The sequence below is a fragment of the Amycolatopsis sp. AA4 genome (genome assembly GCF_002796545.1).
Taxonomy (GTDB): Bacteria; Actinomycetota; Actinomycetes; order Mycobacteriales; family Pseudonocardiaceae; genus Amycolatopsis.
The window spans coordinates 8,284,794-8,304,940 of the sequence record NZ_CP024894.1; the positions used below are offsets into that span (position 1 = coordinate 8,284,794).

Here is a 20,147-nt window from a genome sequence, read left to right on the forward strand (position 1 = left end):
CAAGTTTTCCACCATCCGGTGACGCGGCGGCGATTTCCTACCCGGCAGTGGGATTACCTCACTCCGCTGAGCGATGAGTGAGACGCACGGTTGACTCGTGGGTGATCGCCGCTGCCTGATGGAGGAAGCCGATCACCGTTTGGAGTTGCTCGTCGGTGTAGCCCGCCGCGGCCGCTTTGGTCGCCGCGACGATGTAGTCCCACAGCGGAGCGGCCCGCTCGACGTTCTCCGGAGCGACCCCGACGAGCACTTTCCGCCGGTCGTCCGGATGCGGCATCCGATTGACGACCCCCTTGCGCTCGAGCCGGTCAATCAGCGCGGTCACGGACGCGGGCGCGAGCCCGGCGTACTCGGCCAGTTCCTTCGGGGTGAGCGGACCGAGCCGGGCGAGGTAGTCGGTGACCTTGCTTTCGACCGTCGAGAGGCCGTTCCGCTCGGCGAGCGCGGTGTGGAACATGACCGTCTCGGTCGACAGCTCCCGAGCCCGAAGCAGCAGCTCAGCGACCAGATCCTCGCGTTCGCTTGACATGCCCCCGAGTCTAACGGACTATTTAGTTCGATAGAACGAATTACTTTCCAAGATATTCGAAGGGGCGAATAATGGCACGAGTCTTGATCGCGGGCGGGGGAATCGCAGGGCCGATCACCGCGATCGCGCTGCACGAGGTGGGGCACGAACCGGTGCTGTACGAGGCGTACGACCGCAGCGCGGAGGGCATCGGCGCGTTCCTCACGCTCGCCGTGAACGGTCTCGACGCGCTGATGCCGTTAGGGTTGAAACCGCTGGTCAAAGACCTGGGTTTCGACACTCCGCGGATGACGCTCGGGCTCGGCAACGGCCGTCGGCTCAGCGAGTTCCCGCTCGGCGGGCCGCTGCCGGACGGCACGGTGAGCCAGACTGTCCGGCGGTCCGACCTCTACGTGGCGCTGCGGGACGAAGCCGCCAGACGCGGGGTGCCCACGGAGTTCGGCAAGCGGCTGACCGGGGCCGAGCAAACGGCGGACGGCGTCACCGCGATCTTCGCCGACGGCACGAAAGCCCACGGTGACGTGCTGATCGGTGCCGACGGACTACGGTCGACAGTCCGCCGGATCCTCGATCCTTCCGCGCCGGCGCCGCGGTACGTGCCGCTGCTCAACACCGGCGGTTTCGCGCGTGGCCTCGACCTCGACGACGAGCCGGGCGTGATGCACATGGTGTTCGGCCGCAAGGCGTTCTTCGCGCATGTGCTCGCCCCGGACGGCGCGATCTGGTGGTTCTCCAACGTGCCGCACCACAGCGAGCCGACGGAATCCGACCTCGCCGCGATGCGCGGTCCGAGCTGGCGGAAACGGCTGCTCGACCTGGCCCGCCCCGACCGGACCCCGGCCACCGCGATCATCGAGGCCAGCGAAAACATCTACGAACCGTGGGCGACGTACGACTTCCCGACGGTCCCGGTGTGGCACCGCGGCCGGATCGGGCTCATCGGCGACGCCGCGCACGCGACGTCACCGGCGGCCGGTCAGGGCGCGGCGATGGCGATCGAGGACGCGGTGACGCTCGCGAAATGCCTGCGCGACGTGTCCGACCCGGCCGCCGCGCTGACGACCTTCGAGACCTTGCGTCGCGAACGGGTGGAAGCCGTTGTGGCCCAAGGCAAACGCAACGGCGACGCCAAAGCCCCCGGTCCGGTCGGCCGGGTGCTGCGGGACTTCTTCGTCGCGCGGGCGCTGCGCAAACCGGCCGCCGACGACCCGAACCGGTTCATGTGGGACTACCGGATCGACTGGGAGGCCCCGGTGCAGGCGGCTTAGCGCCAGGTGTCGACGCGGTGGAAGTTCTTGTACGCGCGGCTCGGCGTCGGCCCGCGCTGCCCCTGGTAGCGGGACCCGGCCTCGCTGGAGCCGTACGGGAATTCCGCCGAGCTGGACAGCCGGAAAATGCACAGCTGACCGATTTTCATCCCGGGCCACAGCGTGATCGGCAGGTTCGCGACGTTCGACAGCTCGAGCGTGATGTGCCCGGAGAAGCCGGGGTCGATGAAGCCCGCGGTGGAGTGGGTGAGCAGCCCGAGGCGGCCGAGCGAGGATTTGCCCTCGAGCCGTCCGGCGAGGTCGTCGGCGAGCCGGACCTGCTCGAACGTCGACCCGAGCACGAACTCGCCGGGGTGCAGCACGAACGGCTCGTCGCCCTCTTTTTCGACCAGCGAGGTCAGCTCGTCCTGCTGCAGCTGCGGGTCGATGTGGGTGTATTTGCTGTTGTCGAAGACCCGGAAGTAGCGGTCGAGCCGGACGTCGATGCTGGACGGCTGGACCATGGCAGGGTCGAAGGGGTCGATGCCGAGACGGTCGGCGTCGAGCTCTTTGCGGAGGTCACGGTCACTGAGCAGCACGGATGCAGCCTATCGGGCCGCTGGGCGCGGCCGGGGCGCCCCTCCGTCCGAAGACCGCGTTCATCCGCTTGAGGTAGCGCCGGCGCCCGTACGCGCCGAGTGCTTCCTGCAGCGCAGTCGCGCCGGGGACGAGCTGCCGGACGGTCTCGGCCGCGTAATTCACCCCCGCGGCGGCGAGCACCGCGGCCTGCGCGACCGGGTTGTCCGGCAGCCCGAGAAAGTCGGCGTTGTCGCGCCCGAGCACGAGCCGGCTGATCGCGGAGTGCACGCCGACGTTCACCTGCGCGAGCACCTTCCCGGCCGGGCCGCGTCCCTCGCCGATCGCCGCGTGCGTTTCGACGAGGGCGCGGGCGAGCCGTTGGGAGTCGTCGTCGGGGATGAACTCGGTGGCGGCGAGCATCCAGAGCAACCGCCAGGCGTCGTCCTCGTCAGCGGGAAGCAGCTCGTCGGCGACGCCCATCAGCCAGCCGACGTAGCGCCAAAGATGCAGGATGTCGGCCTTCTCGCGGGCGGTGTAGCGGAGGCCGAGGAGTTGCGTGCCGAAGACGTAGACGAGGGAGAAGAGAAGGAGCGTGCCCGCGGTCTGGACCTGATTGACCGGCCGGTCCCACCGCTCGTAATCCCAGTCGGGCCGGTTGTTCATCGCGCGCCGGACGTGCGCGTGCACGAGCCGGATCCTCAGCGCGGCCTGGTATCCGGAGCCGTGTTTCCGAAGCGCCCCCGGCGTAGTGACGTCAATCCACCACGCCGCGGTCTCCACCAGCCGCCGTGGCGCCCGGTGTTCGATTTCCCCAGTGCCGACCAGGGATTTCGTCGCGCGCGAGGCGAGGTATCCGCCCATGAGCGACATGTCGCCGAGGGGAAAGAGCCCGAGCAGCCCGGCGCGGGTGATCGCCTTCGCGCCGCTGACCAGCCGTTGGTGATCGACCCAGTACGGGGTGGCTTCGACGTGCTCGATGAACGGTTTCAAGTTCGGCGGTGCCGGTTCGCCGGCGAGCGCCTGGTCGACCCGGCTTCGCTGGTGGGGTTCCCGGTGCAGCCACTCGACGACCGCGTCGGCCAGCGCGTCTTCCTGCTGCGCGAAGGCCCGGAGCCGGGCGAGCTGCGCCTCGTCGGCGGTGCTGCTGCGGGTCCGGGCGGTCAGGCGGAACCCGCCTTGCCGGAACATCTCGGGGGCCGTCTTCGGGGCCATCTCGGGGTCGTGCATCGCGCACCTCCGCACCGTGGGTCGACAACAAGTGTTGTCACTTTGGCGGGGGAGCGTCAAGGCGTGCCCCGCTGGACATGGGGGCACCGTGGTTGTGTATGCTGGCGAGGCACTGCGGATGTAGTTCAATGGTAGAACATCAGCTTCCCAAGCTGAATACGCGGGTTCGATTCCCGTCATCCGCTCTCTTGCGAAAGCCCCAGGTCAGTGGTTGTCCACTTTAGACCTGGGGCTTTCGCCTATTTCCGGGTCCGGTGGAGCCGAGCGCTGAACAGCCCTCCCGCGAGCACCCCGGCGCAGCCCGCCCACTGGAGGAAGGTGCCTAGCTGGCCAGTCGCAGCGAGGATCGCGACGAGGGCTCCGTAGGCGAGCACGAGGTAGAAGAGCAGCCACAGGAGCAGCCGGGGAGACGAGCGAATCGTGCGGGCGGGGTCTCCCAGGCCGGAGGCCTTGGCAAGGTCGTCCCGCAGCCAGTGCCGCAGTCGCGATCGACGGGTCCCCATTGGTCGAGTATGACATCGGCATCCAGCTAGTCCACTGTGGACACCAAGGAGGCTACCCGGCCTCGGACATCGCGTCTTCCTTCGGAGCCGAAGTTGCCCTGCGGTGGAACCAGAACAACCCGCACAACATGGCCAGCCACACCACTCCGACGATTAGCGCCAAGCGGGTGTCCTCAGCGAACGCCATCACCACGAAGATGAACACCATGAACACCATCGTCAAAACCTGACCCACCGGCCAGAACGGCACCGGGAATGCCAAGCCCTCAGAGGAAGAGCCGCGGCGGGAGCGGTAGTGCGTAAGCAGGATCATGAACCAAACCCACACCGTCGCGAAGGTGCCCACTGACGCGATCAGCAGGAAAGCACTGTCCGGCAACAGGTAGTTCAAGACCACGGCAAGGCTCAGGGCGGCAGCAACCACCAGGACGGTCATCCACGGGATGCCATTCCGCGTAACCCGGGCCATGGCCGCGGGGGCTTGGCCTCGTTGAGCCAGTCCGTAGATCATCCGGCCGGCGCCGAAGATGTCGCTGTTGATCGCGGACAACGCGGCGGTGACCACGACGATGTTCAAAATCGTTGCGGCGGAGTGCAATCCCAGACCGGCGAAGATTTGGACGAAGGGGCTTCCCGAGGTGCTGATCGTGTTCCACGGGTTCAGCATCATGATGATCGCGAGGGTCGCCACGTAGAAAAGCAGGACCCGAACCGGGACTGTGTTGACCGCCTTGGGCATTGCGGTGCGCGGGTCTTCCGACTCGGCTGCGGTGAGGCCCAAAATCTCGGTGCCGCCGAAGGCGAACATCACCAGGGCGAACGAAGCGATGAAACCGCTGATGCCATTAGGGAACCAGCCGCCGTGGGACCACAGGTTGGTGACGCTGCCGGAATGAACACCGAAGAGCAGGATTGCCGCACCGCCGAGGATCATTGCGACGATCGCGACTACTTTGACCAGGGTGAACCAGAATTCCAGCTCACCGTAGACCCGCACGCTGACCAGGTTCGCGGCGGCGATGACCAGGATCGTCAGCACCACCCAGATCCACCGGGGCACGTCGGGGAACCAGAAACCCATGTACACAGCCAAAGCCGTGACATCGGCGACGCAGACGATCACCATCTCGAACGCGTAGGTCCAGCCGGTCAGGAAACCGGCCAACGGGCCCAGGTGTTTACGCGCGTATTCGCCGAACGAACCGGGCGCGGGATCGTTGACCGCCATCTCGCCCAAAGCGCGCAGCACGAAGAAAATCGCCGCTCCGCCGATGAGATACGCGAGCAGGACGGACGGACCGGCCTTGGCGATCGTGTCCGAGGAGCCGTAGAACAATCCGGTGCCGATCGCCGAACCCAGCGCGATGAACCGGATGTGCCTGCCGTTCAACCGGCGGCTCAAACCATCCCCGGACTTCGTCGTCATTGACGGTTACCTCCCGAAATCGGCGGCCCGCGGCGCGAGCGGGTCGGCACAGTAGAACCGATCCGGGTTCGGCCGACCAACCTACGGCGACGGGAAAGCGTCTGCGATTTCAGACGGTCCACAAAGGACGTCAGCCTTCCACCAGTTCCCACGGCGCGCCCGGCTCCGCGCGGTCGAACACCTGGCCCGGCGCGGCGAGCAGGGTCGGCACGACGTCCGGGTACAGCTGCACGACGTGTTCCAGCTCCAGGCCTTCCATCTCGAAATCCTCCGCCTCGGGGACCTCGAAGCCGACGAACAGCCACGTTCCGTCCTGCTCCCGGACGACCTGGCGGACCGCGCGCGCCGGAGCGGCGGCCGTGGTTCCGATTTCGGTCAAGCCGGTGCTCAACTGGACTTCTTCGAGCGGCGAACCGGGGTGCGTCCAGGCGGCGATCCGGGCGTCGCGGTGGGCGAGGTCCTCGTCGACGTCATCGGAATCCGACACCGAGCTGAGCAGCCAGGTGCGGCGGTCCGGGTCCCAGTCCGCGGCCATCCCGGCGGGCACGTCGGCCAGCGCGACCAGGTGCGGCAGCAGGGTCACCGCCTCGCGCAGGGCCATCGCGCCGAACAGCTGGCGGTTGACCTCCATGTCCTCTTCGAACTCGGCACCGTCGCTGATGAACCAGTCGTCGTCATCGTCAAGGACGACGAAGGCCAGCTTCTCCGGGTGATCCACCAGCTCGTGCGCGATGATCACCGGGGATTCCGGGTCCTGCCGCAGCGGCCATTGTTCGGACATCTTCACTCCCCGTCGTCGATTACCTGCAGCCACTCGGCATCCGGCGCCTCGCGAAAGAACACTTCGCCCGGCTCCGCGTCCAGCAGCTCGACCACGTCCGGGTACAGCTCCGCCACGTGGCCGAGCTCCAGCGTGTCAACCTCGACCTCGGTCTGCTCATCGGGGTCCGGCACCTCGAAGCCGACGAACATCCACGTGCCGTCTTCATCCCGGCTGACATAGCGCACGTTGCGGGCCGGAGCGTCGGTCGCGGTACTGATTTCCAGCAACCCGAGGCTGAGGTTCACCTCGTCCATCGGCGAGCCGGCGTGCGGCCAAGCAGCGGCCCGGGCCTCCCGGTACGCGCGGGCCTCCTCGTCATCGCTCGGCACCAGCGGGGAAATCAGCACCCAGGTCCCGTTGCCGGCGTCCCACTCCGCACCCATCCCGGCCGGCAGCTCGGCCAGCGCCTTCAACTGCGGCAACAACTCGACGACGTCGTGCAGGCACACCGTGGCGAACTGCTTTTCGTCCAGCTCCGGGTCCTCGCCGAACTCCGAGCCGTCGCTGACGAACCAGCCTTCCTCGTCGTCGAGCAGTACGTGATCCAGTTGTTCCGGATGCTCGATCAGCCCCTGCGAGACGAGCACCGCCGCGTGCGGTTCCTGCCCCATCGGCCAGTCTTCGGACATGCCCGCTCCCACCCCTCGCGTGTCACTGCGGGCCCATCCCACCAGACCCGCCCGCTCGGGCGCACAGCGCGTCTCCGGCAGGAAATTCCACGGACGTTGGATTAGGCTCGGCGGCATGGTGCTGCCCGAACGTCTCGCCCGGTTCAACCGCGTGGTCACCAACCGGGTCACGAAACCCTTCGCCGACAAGCTGCCCGGATTCGGGGTGATCGTGCACCGCGGCCGCAAGTCCGGCCGCGAGTTCCGCACGCCGCTCAACATCTTCCGCACCGCCGACGGATTCGTCGTCGCGCTCACCTACGGGCCGGACACCGACTGGGTGCGCAACGTGCTCGCGGCGGGCGAGGCGGAGGTGCTCACGAGGGGCCGAAAATACCGCGTGCGCGATCCGGAACTCGTGCATGATGAATCGCGGCGGCCGATGCCACCCGGGGTGCGGCAGTTCCTCGGGCTGGTCGGCGTCACGGATTTCCTTGTGCTGAAACGAGAATAAGGGGTGCGATGCTCACCGGGAAGCTGGTGCGGCTGCGGGCGATCGAACCGGAGGACGCCGAATCGATCTACCGGTGGATCCACGATCCGGAGGTCGGCCGGTACATGACCGGCGATTACCCGCGTTCACTCGCCCAACTGCGCAAGCGCGGCGAGGAACGTCCGGTGAACACCTATGAAAACGTCGTGCTCGGCATCGAATCGCTCGCGGCGGGCAAGCTGATCGGCGTCGTCGACCTGCGCGACGCCCGCCCAGAGATCGGCCGCGCCGAGCTGGACATCTACCTCGGCGAGACCGATCACTGGGACGGCGGATACGGCACTGAAGCGCTGAAACTCATGTGCCGCTACGGGTTCAACGTGATGCGGCTGCACCTGATCGCGCTCTGGGTGGTCGCCGAGAACGAGCGCGCCCGGCACGTGTACCGCAAGGTCGGGTTCGTGGAGGACGGCAGGCACCGCGAATGCCATCGCGGGCCTGACGGCAAGTACCACGACATGTACCTGATGAGCCTGCTCGAGCCGGAACTGAACGACTGAGCTAGCTCTTGACCTGGCGCTTGCCCCACAGGCTGGCGGCGAGCGTCACGCCGATCGCGGCCAGCACGACCTGGGTGATGATCTCCAGCCAGTCGATGCCCTTGGTGTCGGCGTAGCCGAGCCCGCGGGCGATCGCCGTGCCGACGAACGCGGCGACGATGCCGACCAGGATGGTCAGCCAGATGGGGATCGCTTGCTTTCCGGGGGCGACCAGCTTGCCGAGCAGGCCGAGGATCAGGCCGATCACGACCGCGCTGATGATGCCGGAAACCGCCATGGCGAAAACTCCTTCTGCGATAGGACCGGGCTCGGCCGGGATATCCCGGAACCCGGCGGGCCAAACCCGGCTTACCGCCCGCATCGGGTCACCGCCACCGGAGGCACGAAAAATGCCCCGGTCCGGGTGCGGAGCGGGGCATTTTTCCAGCCAGTGCGATCAGAACGCGGCTTCGTCCACGTCCATCAGCGCGTTGTCCGCGGCCTCCACGATGGCGCGGCGCGAGGTCAGCTCCGGCAGCACGGTCTTCGCGAAGAACGACGCGACCGCCAGCTTGCCCTCGTAGAACGGCTTGTCCTTGGCCGACGCGCCGTTGTCGAGCTTGCCCAGCGCGACCTCGGCGCCCTGCAGCAGCTTCCAGCCGACCAGCAGGTCGCCGACCGACATCAGCAGCCGCACGGTGTGCTGGCCGACCTTGTTGATGTTCTGCGGGTCTTCCTGCGACGAGGTCAGGTAGCCGATCAGCGAGCCCAGCATGCCCTGGGTGTCCTCGAGCGCCTGCTTGAGCAGCGCGCGCTCGTTCTTGAGCCGGCCGTTGCCCGCCTCGGACTCGATGAACTTCGTGATCTCGCCGGCGACGTACGCCAGCGCCTGGCCCTTGTCGCGGACGATCTTCCGGAAGAAGAAGTCCAGCGACTGGATCGCAGTGGTGCCCTCGTACAGCGAGTCGATCTTCGCGTCGCGGATGTACTGCTCGATCGGGTAGTCCTGCAGGAAGCCGGAACCGCCCAGGGTCTGCAGCGACTGCACGAGCTGCTCGGTGGCGCGCTCGGAGCCGACGCCCTTGACGATCGGCAGCAGCAGGTCGTTGACGCTGTGCGCCAGCTTCAGCGACGCCTCGTCGCCCTCGCCGGTCCACAGCTGGTCCTGGAAGGACGCGGTGTACAGGTAGATCGCGCGCAGGCCCTCGGCGTACGCCTTCTGCAGCATCAGCGAACGACGCACGTCCGGGTGGTGCGTGATCGTCACGCGCGGCGCGGTCTTGTTCAGCATGTTCGGCAGGTCAGCGCCCTGCACGCGCTCCTTGGCGTACTCCAGCGCGTTCAGGTAGCCGGTGGACAGCGTGGCGATCGCCTTGGTGCCGACCATCATCCGGGCGTACTCGATGACCTGGAACATCTGCGCGATGCCGTCGTGCACCTCGCCGAGCAGCCAGCCCTTGGCCGGGGTGCCGTGCTGGCCGAAGGTCAGCTCGCACGTGGTGGACACCTTGATGCCCATCTTGTGCTCGATGTTGGTGACGAAGGCGCCGTTGCGCTCGCCGAGTTCGCCGGTCTTGGAGTCGAAGTGGAACTTCGGCACCAGGAACAGCGACAGGCCCTTGGTGCCCGGCTTGGTCTCGATGCCGGGACCCTCGGGACGGGCCAGCACCAGGTGCATGATGTTCTCGACCATGTCGTTCTCGGCCGAGGTGATGAAGCGCTTCACGCCGTCGATGTGCCAGGAGCCGTCCTCCTGCTTGACCGCCTTGGTGCGGCCCGCGCCGACGTCCGAACCGGCGTCCGGCTCGGTGAGCACCATGGTGGCTCCCCAGCCGCGGTCGATCATCAGCTGAGCCCAGTGCTTCTGCTCTTCGGTGCCGTTCTTGTCCACGATCATGGCGAAGTTCGGACCCGCCAGGTACATGAACAGCGGGGCGTTCGCGCCGAGGATCAGCTCGGCCGCGGCCCACTGCACCGTCGGGGGCAGTCCGAAGCCGCCCAGCTCGTTGGTGAGGCCGAGCCGCCACCATTCGCCGTCGACGAGCGCTTTGTAGCTCTTCTTGAACGAATCGGGGATGGTCACGCTGAAGGTCTTGGGGTCGTACACCGGCGGGTTGCGGTCGGCGTCGGCGTAGGACTCGGCGAGCGGGCCGGTGGCGAGGTTGTTCAGCTCCGACAGCACGCCTCGGGCGGTCTCCTCGTCCGATTCGGCGAGTACGCCCTTCCCGAGCCGTTCCTGCACGCCGAGCACCTCGAAGAGGTTGAACTCCAGGTCTCGGACGTTGCTCTTGTAGTGGCCCATGTCGTCACTCCGTGTCGTGTTCGGCTTTCCGGCCGGGCACTGGTTCCCTTACTCGCCGGTAACATCAGGATATTACCTACGAGTAACCAGAGCAAGCGAATCCGCCCTTCCAGGGGTGGATATTCGCTCGGAATGACGGGCCTACCAGGGGACCGGCCTCACCGCGTGCTGCGCGCCACGGCCTCCTGCACCGCGGCCGGCGGACCGGCGCTGTCATCGAGCTGCGGAACGAGAATGCCGCTGCGGAACGCGATGGTCACCGCGTGTGTCCGATCGCGGGCAGACAGCTTGCGCAGAATGCTCTTCACGTGGGTTCGCACGGTTTCCACGGACAGGAAGAGCAGTTTCGCGATCCCCGAGTTCTCCAGCCCTTCGGCGACGAGCTGCAGGACCTGGTATTCGCGCCGGGAAAGCGGCATGGCGCCCTTGGGCTGCACGAGCTGCCCGTCGACCGGAGCGGCTCTTGGCGACGGCTCGCGTTTGGGCCGCGCGGTGAGCGCCGACAGCGCCGGATCGATGTAGCGCCGGTCGTGGTGCGCGCGCCGGACCGCCTCGGCGAGCCGCCGCGAATCGACCGCGCGCGGGACGATGGCGTGCGCGCCCGCGCCGATGGCCGCGGCGAGGTACTGCTGGGTGCGGTTGGTGTCGCGGACGAGAGTGACCAGCACGAGTGCCGGGTCGCCCGCGTTGAGCAGCTTCGCGAGATGGCAGTTGGGGTCGAGCGCGGAGTCGAGGATCACGACGTCCGGGCGGACCTGCTCGCACAGCTGCATCGCCGCGTGGTGGCTCGCCGCCTGACCGGACCAGTGCAGGCCCAGCGTGCGGTGCACCATCGCCGCGATGCCCTCGCGGAAAATCGGGATCGGGTCGACGACCGCGACCCCCAGGCTTCGACCGCCGGCTGGCTGACCGGCCGACATGGGCGTTCGGTGGGGCTCGATGCCACGCATCTCGGGCCTCCGTCCATCGAGGTCGCTCCCGGTGACCGGCACACCCCCTCGGCGTGCCGGCCGGTCCCCCCTGCCGGAACCGGCCGGGAACGACACCTTGTCCCTGGTTCGACTCCGCCGAGAGCAGCTTGTGACGCGGTTTCCCCCTCATGGCCGTAACGGCTGGTCGCAGCAAACTCTGAGTAGAAAATGGGCCCCGAAATGCGGAAGGACGGCGCAGCGCGGGTCCGCCCGCGCGGGTTAGCTCTACTGAGGGTTTACCTGCTCGGGTGAATGTCCGATGACCGCCCGTGCGCGCAGCCGACCGAACTCCTCGGCGAGCGTTTTCGGGGTCCAATGGGCGTTCAAACCGCTCGGATTGGGCAGAAGCCAGACCCGAGTTGTCCCGATTGTCCGTTCTTGCGGCCCGACGGCGGCACGGCGCTCGCCGAACGCGACGCGGTAGGCAGTGATTCCGACCACTGCCAGCCAGCGCGGGCGGTACTTCTCGACCTTCTTGGTCAGGATCCGGCCGCCTTCGCGAAGTTCGTCGTCGGTCAGCTCGTCAGCGCGGGCGGTGGTCCGGGCCACGACGTTGGTGATGCCCAGGCCGAGGTCGAGGAGTTCGTCCTGTTCGCTCGGGTCCAGCAGGCGCGGGGTGAACCCGCTGGCGTAGAGCGCGGGCCAGAACCGGTTGCCGGGGCGGGCGAAGTGCAGGCCGAGCGCGCCGGAGTAGAGGCCGGGGTTGATGCCGCAGAACAGCACGTTCAGGTCGGGGGCCAGGACGTCGGGGATGGTGCGTCCGTGCGCGGCGGCTTGTTCGGCCTTGGTGGGTTTGGCGGGCATGGGTCCAGTTTCCCGGCAGGGTGGCGGGCATGAGCGTGACTCCTGACGGATGCCCGGTCGACCTGTATCTCGCGCTGCCCTCCGCTGGCGAGCCGGAGGTGATTCACGGAGCGATCCCGGCGGGCGCCGCGGTGCTCGAACTCGGCTGCGGATCGGGCCGCGTGACGCATCCGCTGCTCGCACTCGGACATCCGGTGGTCGCGGTCGACGAATCGGCGGAGATGCTCGCGCACGTCACGGGCGCGGAGACCGTCTGCGCGCGGATCGACGAGCTTCGGCTGGACCGGCAGTTCCCGGTCGTCGTGCTCGGCAGCCACCTGGTGAACGGGCCGGACCGGCAGGCGCTGCTGGCGGCGGCGCGGCGGCATCTGGCGCCCGGCGGGCAACTGCTGGTCGAATGGCATCCGCCCGCCTGGTTCGATCAGGTCGCCGACGGCTCGGGCGGCCGGCTGGGCGAAGTGCGCATCGCCGTCGAAGGCGTCCGCCGGGACGGCGACCGGCTCTCCGCCACGGTCGTCTACTCCCTCGGCGACCAGACCTGGAAACAGTCCTTCACCTGCGAAAACTTCGCCCTCGAACCGGCGTTGGAGCAAGCCGGGCTGAGGTTCGAGCGCTGGGTTACCGCTGAGCGGGACTGGTTCTCCGCACGACCTTCGAACGCGGGGTAGCCAACGCGCCGCCCCGCTCGGTAGCCTGTGTGATCTCTCGCACAACGGCGTCGATGAGGAGAGCACATGCAACTGTGGCTAGTGCTCGGCCTGGTAGCACTGATCATCGCCATCGCCTCCGTGATCGTGATCCTGGAAGACCGCCGCGCGGCGCGCCAAGCCGCGATCGCGAGGCGGGCCCGGTTAGCGCGTCTTGGCGAGGTCGATCCGCTCGCTCCGGGCAGGCTCCACGCGGAGGGTTGAAGAGACCGGCCGGAGAGCGAGCAGCAGCGCGCCGGCCAGCCAGCCCAGACCGGAGCCGAAGGTGTTGGTCATGAGGTCGTCGACGTCGAAAATCCGGTAGACGAACGGCGCGGTCCCGAAGTTCGCCGTGAGCTGGGTGATCTCGACGGCCAGTGAGGCCGCGAAGCCGATCGCCAGCGCGCCCACCAGGCCGCGGCGCCACAGGACGCGGGCGAAGAAGCCGAGCGGGACGAACAGCAGCACGTTCATCGCGGCCTGCTGGAACGTCTGGGTGGCGAACCAATCCGTCGCCGGCAAACCGTGTTTCACCAGTTCGGTGTGGATGTCCGCGATCCACTGGAACGGCTCCAGCTGCACCGTCTGCTCCAGCCGCCTGCTGTGCGGGCCGGGCAGCGGGAGGAGGACGACCGCCAGCGCCATGCACGCGTAGAAGACGACCGCCGCGGTGGTCACCAGGCTGCGCAACCGCAGGCGGCCGTGGCGCGCGAACTGGAGCACGAGCTGCGGGATCAGGATCGTCGCCCAGACGGCGAGAAACCCGATGAACCCGTACTGCAGGGCGGTGACCTGTGCGTTCGTCATACCGAAAACGCTATTGATCTTCCCGCGCGCGCACTTCGGTCGAAGAGCCCGAGGCAGCGGGGCGGGGATCGGCCAGATGGCCGAGTGCTCGCCGACCGATCGGTCAGCCGTCGCGCGAAGGCGGTTCGTCGTCGCGGTCGACCCGCTCCGAGCGCCAGGCGGCGAAGACGGTGCCGGCGATCAGCAAAAGCACTACAGCGAGCGTCAGCACGACGAGCTGCAATTCCATTTCATCTCCCTCGGCACCTAACGCACGGATCGGCGCCGGGCGGGCGAACGTTACCGAAATTTCCTCCGGCTCCGGCCGTTCTGCCCTGGTCAGGACCGTCCGATTTGGGCAGACTGCTTCGCCGGGCGTCCGCATCAGGGGTCAGGCGGGCGCGAACACCGGAGGAAACATGAAGCTCTTCACCCGGCTCGCGGCCACCGCCGCGGCCGCATTGGCCACCGTGGCCGTCACGAGCGCGCCCGCCGAGGCCGCACAGACCACCGACGTCCGGATCATCGCGTTCAACGACCTGCACGGGAACCTCGAACCGCCGTCCGGCTCCAGCGGGCGGATCACGCTGCCGGACGGGTCCAAGGTGGACGCGGGCGGCGCGGCCTACCTCGCGACGCACGTCAAACAGCTCGAGGCGCAGGTGCGCAACTCGATGGTGCTGTCCTCGGGCGACAACATCGGCGCGTCGCCGGTGATCTCGGCGCTGTTCCACGACGAACCGACCATGGACTTCCTCAACGAACTCGGCGTCAAGGCGTCCGTGGTGGGCAACCACGAGTTCGACGAGGGCTACCAGGAACTGCTGCGCATGCAGTTCGGCGGCTGCAACAAGACCGACGGCTGCCAGTTCCGCAAGAGCTACGACGGCGCGCGCTTCCCGCTGCTCGGGTCCAATGTGTACTTCGACAACGGGCTGCCCGCGCTGCTGCCGTTCAGCATCCAGTACTCCGGCGGCGTCCCGATCGGCGTCATCGGCGCGACGCTCAAGGACCTGCCGTCGGTCGTGACGCCGGAAGCCATCAAGGGCCTCAAGTTCGGCGACGAGGTCGAGGCGATCAACCGCACCGCGAACATCCTCGACCGGCTCGGTGTGAAGGCCCAGGTCGTGCTGCTGCACCAGGGTGACGAAGCGCTGCCCGGCGCGGGTCCGAACGACTGCAAGGTCCAGCCGGACGGCGCCGCCGCGACCATCGCGAAGAACGTGACCCCGAAGGTCGACGCGATCTTCACCGCGCACAGCCACCAGCAGTACAACTGCGTCGTCAACGATCCGGCGGGCCAGCCGCGTCCGGTGATCCAGGGCGCGTCGTTCGGCCGGCTGCTTTCGGTGGTGGACCTGAAGATCGACCGCCGCACGCGCGACGTGGTCCGCTCGCAGACCAAGGCGCACAACGAGATCGTCACCCGCGACGTCACGCCGGACCCGGCCGTGACGAAGCTCGTCGACGAGGCCAAGACGAAGGCCGCGCCGATCGCGAACAAGCAGGTCGGCACCATCACCGCGGACCTGCCCGCGGCGGGCGGGCCGTCCGGCGAATCGCCGCTCGGCGACGTGATCGCCGACGCGCAACTCGAGGCGACCAAGTCCAACAACGCGGTGATCGCGATGACGAACCCGGGCGGCATCCGCGCTGACCTGACGTACAAATCGTCGTCGGCCGGCGAAGGCGACGGAGTCGTCACCTACGGCGAGGCGTTCACCGTGCAGCCGTTCTCGAACATCATGCAGACGATCACGCTCACCGGCGCGAACCTGAAGAACGTGCTGGAACAGCAGTGGGGCCAGTCCGGCGGCACCAAGATCCTGCAGATCTCGAAGTCGCTGCACTACACGTACTCGGCGGGGGCCCCGGTCGGCTCGCGGGTTTCGAACATCACGGTCAACGGCACGCCGGTCGACCCGGCGGCCAAGTACCGCGTGTCGGTGAACAACTTCCTCGCCGCGGGCGGGGACGGGTTCACCGAGTTCAAGAAGGGCACCGACCTGGCGGGCGGGCCGGTGGACCTGGACGCGTTCATCGCCTACCTCGGCGCGCATCCGGGCATCGCTCCGCCGCCCGCGGACCGGATCACCGCGACTCCGTAAGCAAGGTCCGTGAGGGGAACCCTGCGGGACTCAGAGTCCCTCAGGGTTCCCCTCACGGCTTTCGGGCTCTCGTTTGTCCAAGACAAGGGTGAGACGGCGGGGGAGGATGGTCGGCATGACGATGACCTGGGACGACGTGACCGCGTGGGCACAGGAGGAGCTGCCGGAAACCGAGGTGGCGACCTGGTACCGGACGCCCGCGCTGAAGGTCGCGGGCAAGGGTTACGCCCGGCTGCGCACCGAGGCCGAAGGCGGGCTGGTGCTGTTCGTCGGGCTCGACGAGAAGGCCGCGCTGCTCGCGTCCGGCGATCCGGCCTTCTTCACCACGCCGCACTACGACGGCCACGGCTCGATCCTCGTGCACCTCGACCGCGTCGATCCGCAGCAACTGCGGGAACTGCTCACCGAGTCCTGGCGGGCGAAAGCCCCGGCCCGGCTCAGCACATGACGATCGGCTGCGGCGAATACGTCGTGCTGCGGCTTTCCTCCCGGACCTCGCCGCCGCTGGCCAGGTCGTAGAACACCCGGGTGTCGTTGACGGTGAACCCGGACGCGCCCGGCGACGCGTGGCACTGGCCGTCCGGACCAGGCCCGAACTGCACTGGCGGCGGCACCTGGTTCGACGGCGCACCGCTGCGGCCTTCGACGCGGAAGTGCTTGGTGCCCCAGATCTTCACCGTCACCGAGCCACCGCTGGCGCTCGCCTGGATCGCGAATCCGGTCGGATCGTTGTTGCCCAGCTTGAGATCCACCGCGTTGCCGGAACTGTCCACGGCGACCGCGTCCCGACCGGCCGGATAGCGGTTGACGAAGTGGTCGTGTGCCGCGTGGCCGCCGTCGCCCAGCCCGGCCAGGTAAGCCGCGTTGTACAAAGTGGACGAAAGCTGCGACAGTCCGCCGCCGGGCACCGCCGGACCGGTGCCGTCCTCGTCGACCGGCGCGGACGCGTAACCGCCGCCGCGATAGTCGTTGAGGCTGAACGATTCCCCCGGCTTCACGACGACGCCGTTGATGCGCCCGGCGAGCGTGGCGACGTTGTCCGCCGCCGGACCGCTGAGCCCGCCGGTGGTGTACTCGCCGATGACCTCCTTGACGCCGAGCGCGTTCGCGCCGTCGGTGGTCAGGGTCGGGTGTTTCGGGTCGTAGGCGACCTGCAGATCGCGGCCGGTCGGCTTCGCGAGCACCTGGGTGAGGGTCTGGAAAGTGTTGGCCCAGTTGATCTTTCGCCCGTCCTCGGACGGGATGACGGCTGGGGTGCCGGAGTCGAGGGTGATCCGCGCGTCCTTGCTGTCCGCCTCGGTGGACGCCAGGTCCGGCTGGACAGCCGCGCGCAGCTTCTCCTGGTCGATCCGCAGTTCGAGACCGCCGCCCCCGTTGGGCTGGAACTGGAACGAGGACGCGATCGCGGACGGCGGCAGCGTGGCGTCCTTGCCCTCGCCGTGCAGCACCACCGGCGCGGCGACCGCGGGCGCGACCACGGTGTCCAGCAGCCGGTGCACGTCGGCGGAGGTGGTTTTGGCCGGCGTCACCGCCATCTTCAGCGTGACTCCGCGCGGCGAAAGCCAGTCCGCCACCACGGCTTGCACCGCGGCCGGTACATCGGTCAACTCCTGGCCCTGCCGCGGCTCGACCGCGTACGCGGCGACCCCGTTCCCTTCCTTCGGCGTGAACCCGATGCTGCCCTCGACCAGCGGATGGTTGAGCTGCTTCCCGGCGAGCTGCTGAACGGCGTCGGTCACCTCGAGCTGATCGCTGCGTGTCACGACGCCGACCTCGCGGGTGGTGAAGAACGACAGCAGACGCGTGACCGGGCTCCACGGCTGGTGCCCGGCTTGGGCGAGGGTGCCCGGCCAGTCGAGGCCGAGTCCGGAATCCGCGGGGACCAGCGTCGCGGTGACGTCCCCGGCGTGGATCGGCACCGGACGGGTCAGCCGCGGCTGGAGTTCGGTGTGCAGCTTGGCTTCCGCCTCGGCGTACGACAGGCCGCCGACGTCGACCCCGGCCACCTGCACGCCGCGCGGGACGTCGCCGGCGCTGGTCATCAGGTCGACGGTGTAGAGCAGCACGAACAGCCCGAGCAGGCAGCCGACGATCATGAAGCTGCGGCCGACGCGTTTGCGCAAGCGGCGCAACGGCGTGTCCGGCGGCGGGGGCGCGTCGGCGACGGCGAAGATCTCCGTGGCCAGATCGGGTTCGCTGACCAGGGCGGGGTCGTTCAGCAGCTCGTCGCTCAGCAGGTCGTCGGCGAAAGCCGACGAACGGTCTTCTTCACGCAACGCCTGCCTCCCCTGGTACGGGAGCTACAGGTACAGCCCCGTGCCGTGTTCGGTCCGCTCCGTGGCCACCGCGTGGATGTCGCGTTCGCGCATCACCAGATGGCCTTCGCCCTGGATCTCGACCTCGAGCTGGTCCTCCGGGTTGAACAGAACCCGGTCTCCCTGCTTGACGTTCCGCACGCTGTTGCCGACACCCAGTACATCACCCCACATCAGCCTGCGCGCGACTTGCGCGGTGGCGGGGATCACGATGCCGCCGCTGCTGCGGCGCTCGCCTTCCTCCTGCGACAACCGCACGAGAACGCGGTCGTGCAGCATCTGGATCTCGAGCTTGGGCGTGTCCGGCACGCCAGCCATGCTACTGACCGGTTGCCGGGGCCTTGGGCTCGCCCGCCATCATCAGGCTCAGCGCCTTCCCCCCTCCGTTCTCGAACCGCACCGGAACGCCCCAGTCCTGCCGGGTGATCCGGCACGCCGGGTGCTCGCCGCCGTCGTCGCAGCTCGCGGCCTGCGCCACTACCTGCAACACCCCTTCGGTCGCGCCCGGCGCGAACTTGATCCGCCGAACGAGATCAGTTCCGACCCCGGCCCCGTCGGCGAGCAGCTCCGGCGGCGACGCGGTGATCTCCAGCCGCGTCGAGGGCCCGTAGCGCTCGTCGAGCTTCTCGCCCGGCGGCGGGGTGAAGACGACGGAGAACTCGACCTCGCCGGGAGCGAGCACGGTCGGCGGACGCCGCACGGCTTGCCGTTTGCCCGCGACGGCGGTCGCCTGGCCATTGCCCCCGAGCGGGGTAACCCGGTTGCCCGCCGACTCGACGACGTACAGCTCGCCGTCGTGGCGCACCAGGCCCTGCGGTTCGGCGAACCCGGTCGCGAGCGTCGTGACGTCGCGGGTGAACGGGTCGTAGCGGCGGATCGCGCCGTTGTAGGTGTCGGCGATCGCGATCCGGCCGTCGGACAGCACGGCGAGGCCGAGCGGATGCTGCAGCAACGCCTGGTCGGACGGGCCGTCCGCGTGGCCGAAGGTGAACAGGTCGGTGCCGACCGCGGTGTGCACGGAGAACGATTCGCCGGCCGGTTCGATCCAGCGCAGGGCCGAGGTTTCCGCGTCGACGAGCCACAGTTTCTGGCCGTCCACGGCGAATCCGGAGGTCTGGGCGAAGAACGCTTCGTGCACGTCGCCGTCGCGCAGGCCCTCGACGGTGGTGCCGGCGAACCGGCGGATGGTGCCGGAGACCGGGTCGAACACGCTCAACGTGTGGTTTCCGGCCATCGCGACCACGACGCCGCCCGCCGGGGCCCACCAGGTGACGTCCCACGGGCTGGTCAGGTCGATGTCCAGCGCCTTGCCGGTGTCGGTGCCGTCGCGCCACTGTTTCCCGGTACCGGCAACGGTTTTCACCTCGCCGGTGTTGAGGTCGAGGCCGCGCAGGCGGTGCCCGGCGGTGTCCGCGACGATCGCGTGGTAGCCGGCGCGCTCGGCGACTTCGTTGGGCAGCAAGGCGATTCCGGCCGGTTCGGCGAACTGGGCCAGGTCGAACGGCCCGTCCTGCGTCCCGCGCACGCCGCTGCCGAAGCGGCGGATGACGGTCTCGCCGTCGGAGGCGAACTCGACGATGGAGTGATGTCCGGTGTCCGCCACCAGGATCCGCCCGCCCGCGGTGACCACGGCCTTGCTGGGGAAACGCAGTTCGGTGCGCTGTTCCTCGACCGGCACGTACGGGTTGCCGCCGCGCCGGAGCGTGCCCTTCGCGTCGTGCTTGGCGACGAGGTCGGCGATCACGCGGCGTAGCGCCTCGCCGTGGCCCTCACCGGCCGCGACGTGCACGACGTAGCCCTCGGGGTCGACGACGACCAGTGTCGGCCAGGCCCGCACGGCGTACTGCGACCAGAGTTCCATCTTCGGGTCGTTGACCACCGGATGGTGCACCTCGTACCGGCGCACCGCGGCCTCGATCGACGTGCGCTCGCCCTCGCGGCTGAACTTCGGCGAGTGCACCCCGACGGTGACCAGGACGTCGGCGAATTCCTGTTCCAGCGGACGCAGTTCGTCGAGCACGTGCAGGCAGTTGATGCAGCCGCTGGTCCAGAAATCCAGCAGCACCACGCGTCCGCGCAGTTGCGCCAAGGACAGCTGGCGGCCGCCCGTGTTCAGCCAGACGTCGCCGGTCAGCTCGGGCGCGCGCACGCGGGCTTGCCGGGCTTGCGGTGAGGAAGTCACGGGAGGAGTGAACTACATC

Annotated in this window: 22 protein-coding genes and 1 tRNA gene; 7 read left to right on the plus strand and 16 right to left on the minus strand. The window is 68.3% G+C overall.

The genetic code is table 11. The features are described 5' to 3' along the window. Window positions 1-58 precede the first annotated feature (58 nt). Window positions 59-529, minus strand: a complete 471-nt coding sequence (locus CU254_RS38380; protein WP_009085025.1) for a MarR family winged helix-turn-helix transcriptional regulator — start codon at window positions 527-529, stop codon at window positions 59-61. 71 nt (window positions 530-600) lie between these two features. Here CU254_RS38380 and CU254_RS38385 point away from each other — a divergent pair, with 71 nt between their 5' ends. Continuing rightward, complete coding sequence (locus CU254_RS38385) at window positions 601-1,797, plus strand: NAD(P)/FAD-dependent oxidoreductase (protein WP_009085027.1); 1,197 nt, start codon at window positions 601-603, stop codon at window positions 1,795-1,797. Here the strand turns inward: CU254_RS38385 and dcd are convergent. Together dcd and CU254_RS38395 are read right to left on the minus strand one after the other, a co-directional pair. Then, entirely contained in the window at window positions 1,794-2,375 is a 582-nt protein-coding gene (gene dcd / locus CU254_RS38390) for a dCTP deaminase (RefSeq protein ID WP_037354328.1), read from the minus strand. The genes CU254_RS38385 and dcd overlap by 4 nt on opposite strands. Beyond that, window positions 2,362-3,582, minus strand: coding sequence for an oxygenase MpaB family protein (locus CU254_RS38395; protein ID WP_009085030.1), 1,221 nt, complete (start codon window positions 3,580-3,582; stop codon window positions 2,362-2,364). The genes dcd and CU254_RS38395 overlap by 14 nt, the downstream gene beginning before the upstream one ends. A gap of 114 nt (window positions 3,583-3,696) precedes the next feature. Here CU254_RS38395 and CU254_RS38400 point away from each other — a divergent pair. After that, window positions 3,697-3,767: transfer RNA gene (locus tag CU254_RS38400), tRNA-Gly, on the plus strand. 54 nt (window positions 3,768-3,821) lie between these two features. Here the strand turns inward: CU254_RS38400 and CU254_RS38405 are convergent. The 4 genes from CU254_RS38405 to CU254_RS38420 form a co-directional block, all read right to left on the minus strand. Beyond that, on the minus strand, window positions 3,822-4,085 hold the full coding sequence (locus CU254_RS38405) for a hypothetical protein (protein WP_009085032.1): 264 nt from the start codon (window positions 4,083-4,085) through the stop codon (window positions 3,822-3,824). A 52-nt stretch (window positions 4,086-4,137) separates the two neighbouring features. Next, on the minus strand, window positions 4,138-5,511 hold the full coding sequence (locus tag CU254_RS38410; protein WP_009085034.1) for an amino acid permease: 1,374 nt from the start codon (window positions 5,509-5,511) through the stop codon (window positions 4,138-4,140). Between the two features lie 130 nt (window positions 5,512-5,641). Next, complete coding sequence (locus CU254_RS38415; protein ID WP_037716230.1) at window positions 5,642-6,292, minus strand: hypothetical protein; 651 nt, start codon at window positions 6,290-6,292, stop codon at window positions 5,642-5,644. 2 nt (window positions 6,293-6,294) lie between these two features. After that, a complete protein-coding gene (locus tag CU254_RS38420) occupies window positions 6,295-6,963 on the minus strand; it encodes a hypothetical protein (protein WP_199786104.1) in 669 nt (222 codons plus the stop codon). 115 nt (window positions 6,964-7,078) lie between these two features. On the opposite strand from CU254_RS38420, the gene CU254_RS38425 reads away from it, so the two are divergent. Together CU254_RS38425 and CU254_RS38430 are read left to right on the plus strand one after the other, a co-directional pair. After that, window positions 7,079-7,456, plus strand: a complete 378-nt coding sequence (locus tag CU254_RS38425; RefSeq protein ID WP_009085038.1) for a nitroreductase family deazaflavin-dependent oxidoreductase — start codon at window positions 7,079-7,081, stop codon at window positions 7,454-7,456. Window positions 7,457-7,464: 8 nt separating this feature from the next. Next, window positions 7,465-7,995 (plus strand): GNAT family N-acetyltransferase, encoded by a 531-nt coding sequence (locus CU254_RS38430; RefSeq protein WP_009085044.1) that lies wholly within the window; start codon window positions 7,465-7,467, stop codon window positions 7,993-7,995. Window position 7,996: 1 nt separating this feature from the next. On the opposite strand, the gene CU254_RS38435 is transcribed toward CU254_RS38430, so the two are convergent. From CU254_RS38435 to mug, 4 genes are all read right to left on the minus strand, one after another. Then, window positions 7,997-8,272 (minus strand): GlsB/YeaQ/YmgE family stress response membrane protein, encoded by a 276-nt coding sequence (locus CU254_RS38435; protein ID WP_009085047.1) that lies wholly within the window; start codon window positions 8,270-8,272, stop codon window positions 7,997-7,999. A gap of 159 nt (window positions 8,273-8,431) precedes the next feature. Then, on the minus strand, window positions 8,432-10,276 hold the full coding sequence (locus CU254_RS38440) for an acyl-CoA dehydrogenase (RefSeq protein WP_009085048.1): 1,845 nt from the start codon (window positions 10,274-10,276) through the stop codon (window positions 8,432-8,434). A gap of 158 nt (window positions 10,277-10,434) precedes the next feature. Beyond that, window positions 10,435-11,226: a response regulator transcription factor gene (locus tag CU254_RS38445; RefSeq protein ID WP_037716232.1), complete on the minus strand. Its 792-nt coding sequence runs from the start codon at window positions 11,224-11,226 to the stop codon at window positions 10,435-10,437. A gap of 246 nt (window positions 11,227-11,472) precedes the next feature. Continuing rightward, window positions 11,473-12,051, minus strand: coding sequence for a G/U mismatch-specific DNA glycosylase (mug, locus tag CU254_RS38450; RefSeq protein WP_009085050.1), 579 nt, complete (start codon window positions 12,049-12,051; stop codon window positions 11,473-11,475). Between the two features lie 29 nt (window positions 12,052-12,080). On the opposite strand from mug, the gene CU254_RS38455 reads away from it, so the two are divergent. Next, window positions 12,081-12,719 (plus strand): bifunctional 2-polyprenyl-6-hydroxyphenol methylase/3-demethylubiquinol 3-O-methyltransferase UbiG, encoded by a 639-nt coding sequence (locus CU254_RS38455; RefSeq protein ID WP_037716234.1) that lies wholly within the window; start codon window positions 12,081-12,083, stop codon window positions 12,717-12,719. Window positions 12,720-12,902: 183 nt separating this feature from the next. Here CU254_RS38455 and CU254_RS38460 read toward each other — a convergent pair whose 3' ends face one another. Together CU254_RS38460 and CU254_RS44730 are read right to left on the minus strand one after the other, a co-directional pair. After that, entirely contained in the window at window positions 12,903-13,544 is a 642-nt protein-coding gene (locus CU254_RS38460; protein WP_009085055.1) for a VanZ family protein, read from the minus strand. A 103-nt stretch (window positions 13,545-13,647) separates the two neighbouring features. Next, window positions 13,648-13,773 (minus strand): hypothetical protein, encoded by a 126-nt coding sequence (locus CU254_RS44730; protein ID WP_255409791.1) that lies wholly within the window; start codon window positions 13,771-13,773, stop codon window positions 13,648-13,650. Window positions 13,774-13,942: 169 nt separating this feature from the next. On the opposite strand from CU254_RS44730, the gene CU254_RS38465 reads away from it, so the two are divergent. Then, the gene (locus tag CU254_RS38465; protein WP_009085061.1) at window positions 13,943-15,631 is read left to right on the plus strand and encodes a bifunctional UDP-sugar hydrolase/5'-nucleotidase; all 1,689 of its coding nucleotides are present in this window, start codon (window positions 13,943-13,945) and stop codon (window positions 15,629-15,631) included. A gap of 106 nt (window positions 15,632-15,737) precedes the next feature. Further along, complete coding sequence (locus CU254_RS38470; protein WP_009085064.1) at window positions 15,738-16,079, plus strand: MmcQ/YjbR family DNA-binding protein; 342 nt, start codon at window positions 15,738-15,740, stop codon at window positions 16,077-16,079. Here CU254_RS38470 and CU254_RS38475 read toward each other — a convergent pair. The 3 genes from CU254_RS38475 to CU254_RS38485 are packed head-to-tail and all read right to left on the minus strand — an operon-like array spanning window position 16,069 to window position 20,095. Further along, a complete protein-coding gene (locus CU254_RS38475) occupies window positions 16,069-17,907 on the minus strand; it encodes a VanW family protein (RefSeq protein ID WP_009085066.1) in 1,839 nt (612 codons plus the stop codon). The two genes, CU254_RS38470 and CU254_RS38475, sit on opposite strands and share 11 nt — an antisense overlap. A gap of 24 nt (window positions 17,908-17,931) precedes the next feature. Further along, window positions 17,932-18,264 (minus strand): co-chaperone GroES, encoded by a 333-nt coding sequence (locus tag CU254_RS38480; protein WP_009085068.1) that lies wholly within the window; start codon window positions 18,262-18,264, stop codon window positions 17,932-17,934. Between the two features lies 1 nt (window position 18,265). Continuing rightward, a complete protein-coding gene (locus CU254_RS38485; protein ID WP_009085070.1) occupies window positions 18,266-20,095 on the minus strand; it encodes a thioredoxin-like domain-containing protein in 1,830 nt (609 codons plus the stop codon). Window positions 20,096-20,147 lie beyond the last annotated feature (52 nt).

Bases quoted from the DNA above. Each gene is read 5' to 3' on its own strand.
- CU254_RS38415 (WP_037716230.1), bottom strand. From the start codon at position 6,292: ATGTCCGAACAATGGCCGCTGCGGCAGGACCCGGAATCCCCGGTGATC.
- CU254_RS38445 (WP_037716232.1), bottom strand. From the start codon at position 11,226: ATGCGTGGCATCGAGCCCCACCGAACGCCCATGTCGGCCGGTCAGCCA.
- CU254_RS38425 (WP_009085038.1), top strand. From the start codon at position 7,079: ATGGTGCTGCCCGAACGTCTCGCCCGGTTCAACCGCGTGGTCACCAAC.
- CU254_RS38420 (WP_199786104.1), bottom strand. From the start codon at position 6,963: ATGTCCGAAGACTGGCCGATGGGGCAGGAACCGCACGCGGCGGTGCTC.
- CU254_RS38380 (WP_009085025.1), bottom strand. From the start codon at position 529: ATGTCAAGCGAACGCGAGGATCTGGTCGCTGAGCTGCTGCTTCGGGCT.
- CU254_RS44730 (WP_255409791.1), bottom strand. From the start codon at position 13,773: ATGGAATTGCAGCTCGTCGTGCTGACGCTCGCTGTAGTGCTTTTGCTG.
- CU254_RS38405 (WP_009085032.1), bottom strand. From the start codon at position 4,085: ATGGGGACCCGTCGATCGCGACTGCGGCACTGGCTGCGGGACGACCTT.
- CU254_RS38430 (WP_009085044.1), top strand. From the start codon at position 7,465: ATGCTCACCGGGAAGCTGGTGCGGCTGCGGGCGATCGAACCGGAGGAC.
- CU254_RS38460 (WP_009085055.1), bottom strand. From the start codon at position 13,544: ATGACGAACGCACAGGTCACCGCCCTGCAGTACGGGTTCATCGGGTTT.
- mug (WP_009085050.1), bottom strand. From the start codon at position 12,051: ATGCCCGCCAAACCCACCAAGGCCGAACAAGCCGCCGCGCACGGACGC.
- CU254_RS38480 (WP_009085068.1), bottom strand. From the start codon at position 18,264: ATGGCTGGCGTGCCGGACACGCCCAAGCTCGAGATCCAGATGCTGCAC.
- CU254_RS38465 (WP_009085061.1), top strand. From the start codon at position 13,943: ATGAAGCTCTTCACCCGGCTCGCGGCCACCGCCGCGGCCGCATTGGCC.
- CU254_RS38385 (WP_009085027.1), top strand. From the start codon at position 601: ATGGCACGAGTCTTGATCGCGGGCGGGGGAATCGCAGGGCCGATCACC.
- CU254_RS38470 (WP_009085064.1), top strand. From the start codon at position 15,738: ATGGTCGGCATGACGATGACCTGGGACGACGTGACCGCGTGGGCACAG.
- CU254_RS38410 (WP_009085034.1), bottom strand. From the start codon at position 5,511: ATGACGACGAAGTCCGGGGATGGTTTGAGCCGCCGGTTGAACGGCAGG.
- CU254_RS38395 (WP_009085030.1), bottom strand. From the start codon at position 3,582: ATGCACGACCCCGAGATGGCCCCGAAGACGGCCCCCGAGATGTTCCGG.
- CU254_RS38455 (WP_037716234.1), top strand. From the start codon at position 12,081: ATGAGCGTGACTCCTGACGGATGCCCGGTCGACCTGTATCTCGCGCTG.
- CU254_RS38440 (WP_009085048.1), bottom strand. From the start codon at position 10,276: ATGGGCCACTACAAGAGCAACGTCCGAGACCTGGAGTTCAACCTCTTC.
- CU254_RS38435 (WP_009085047.1), bottom strand. From the start codon at position 8,272: ATGGCGGTTTCCGGCATCATCAGCGCGGTCGTGATCGGCCTGATCCTC.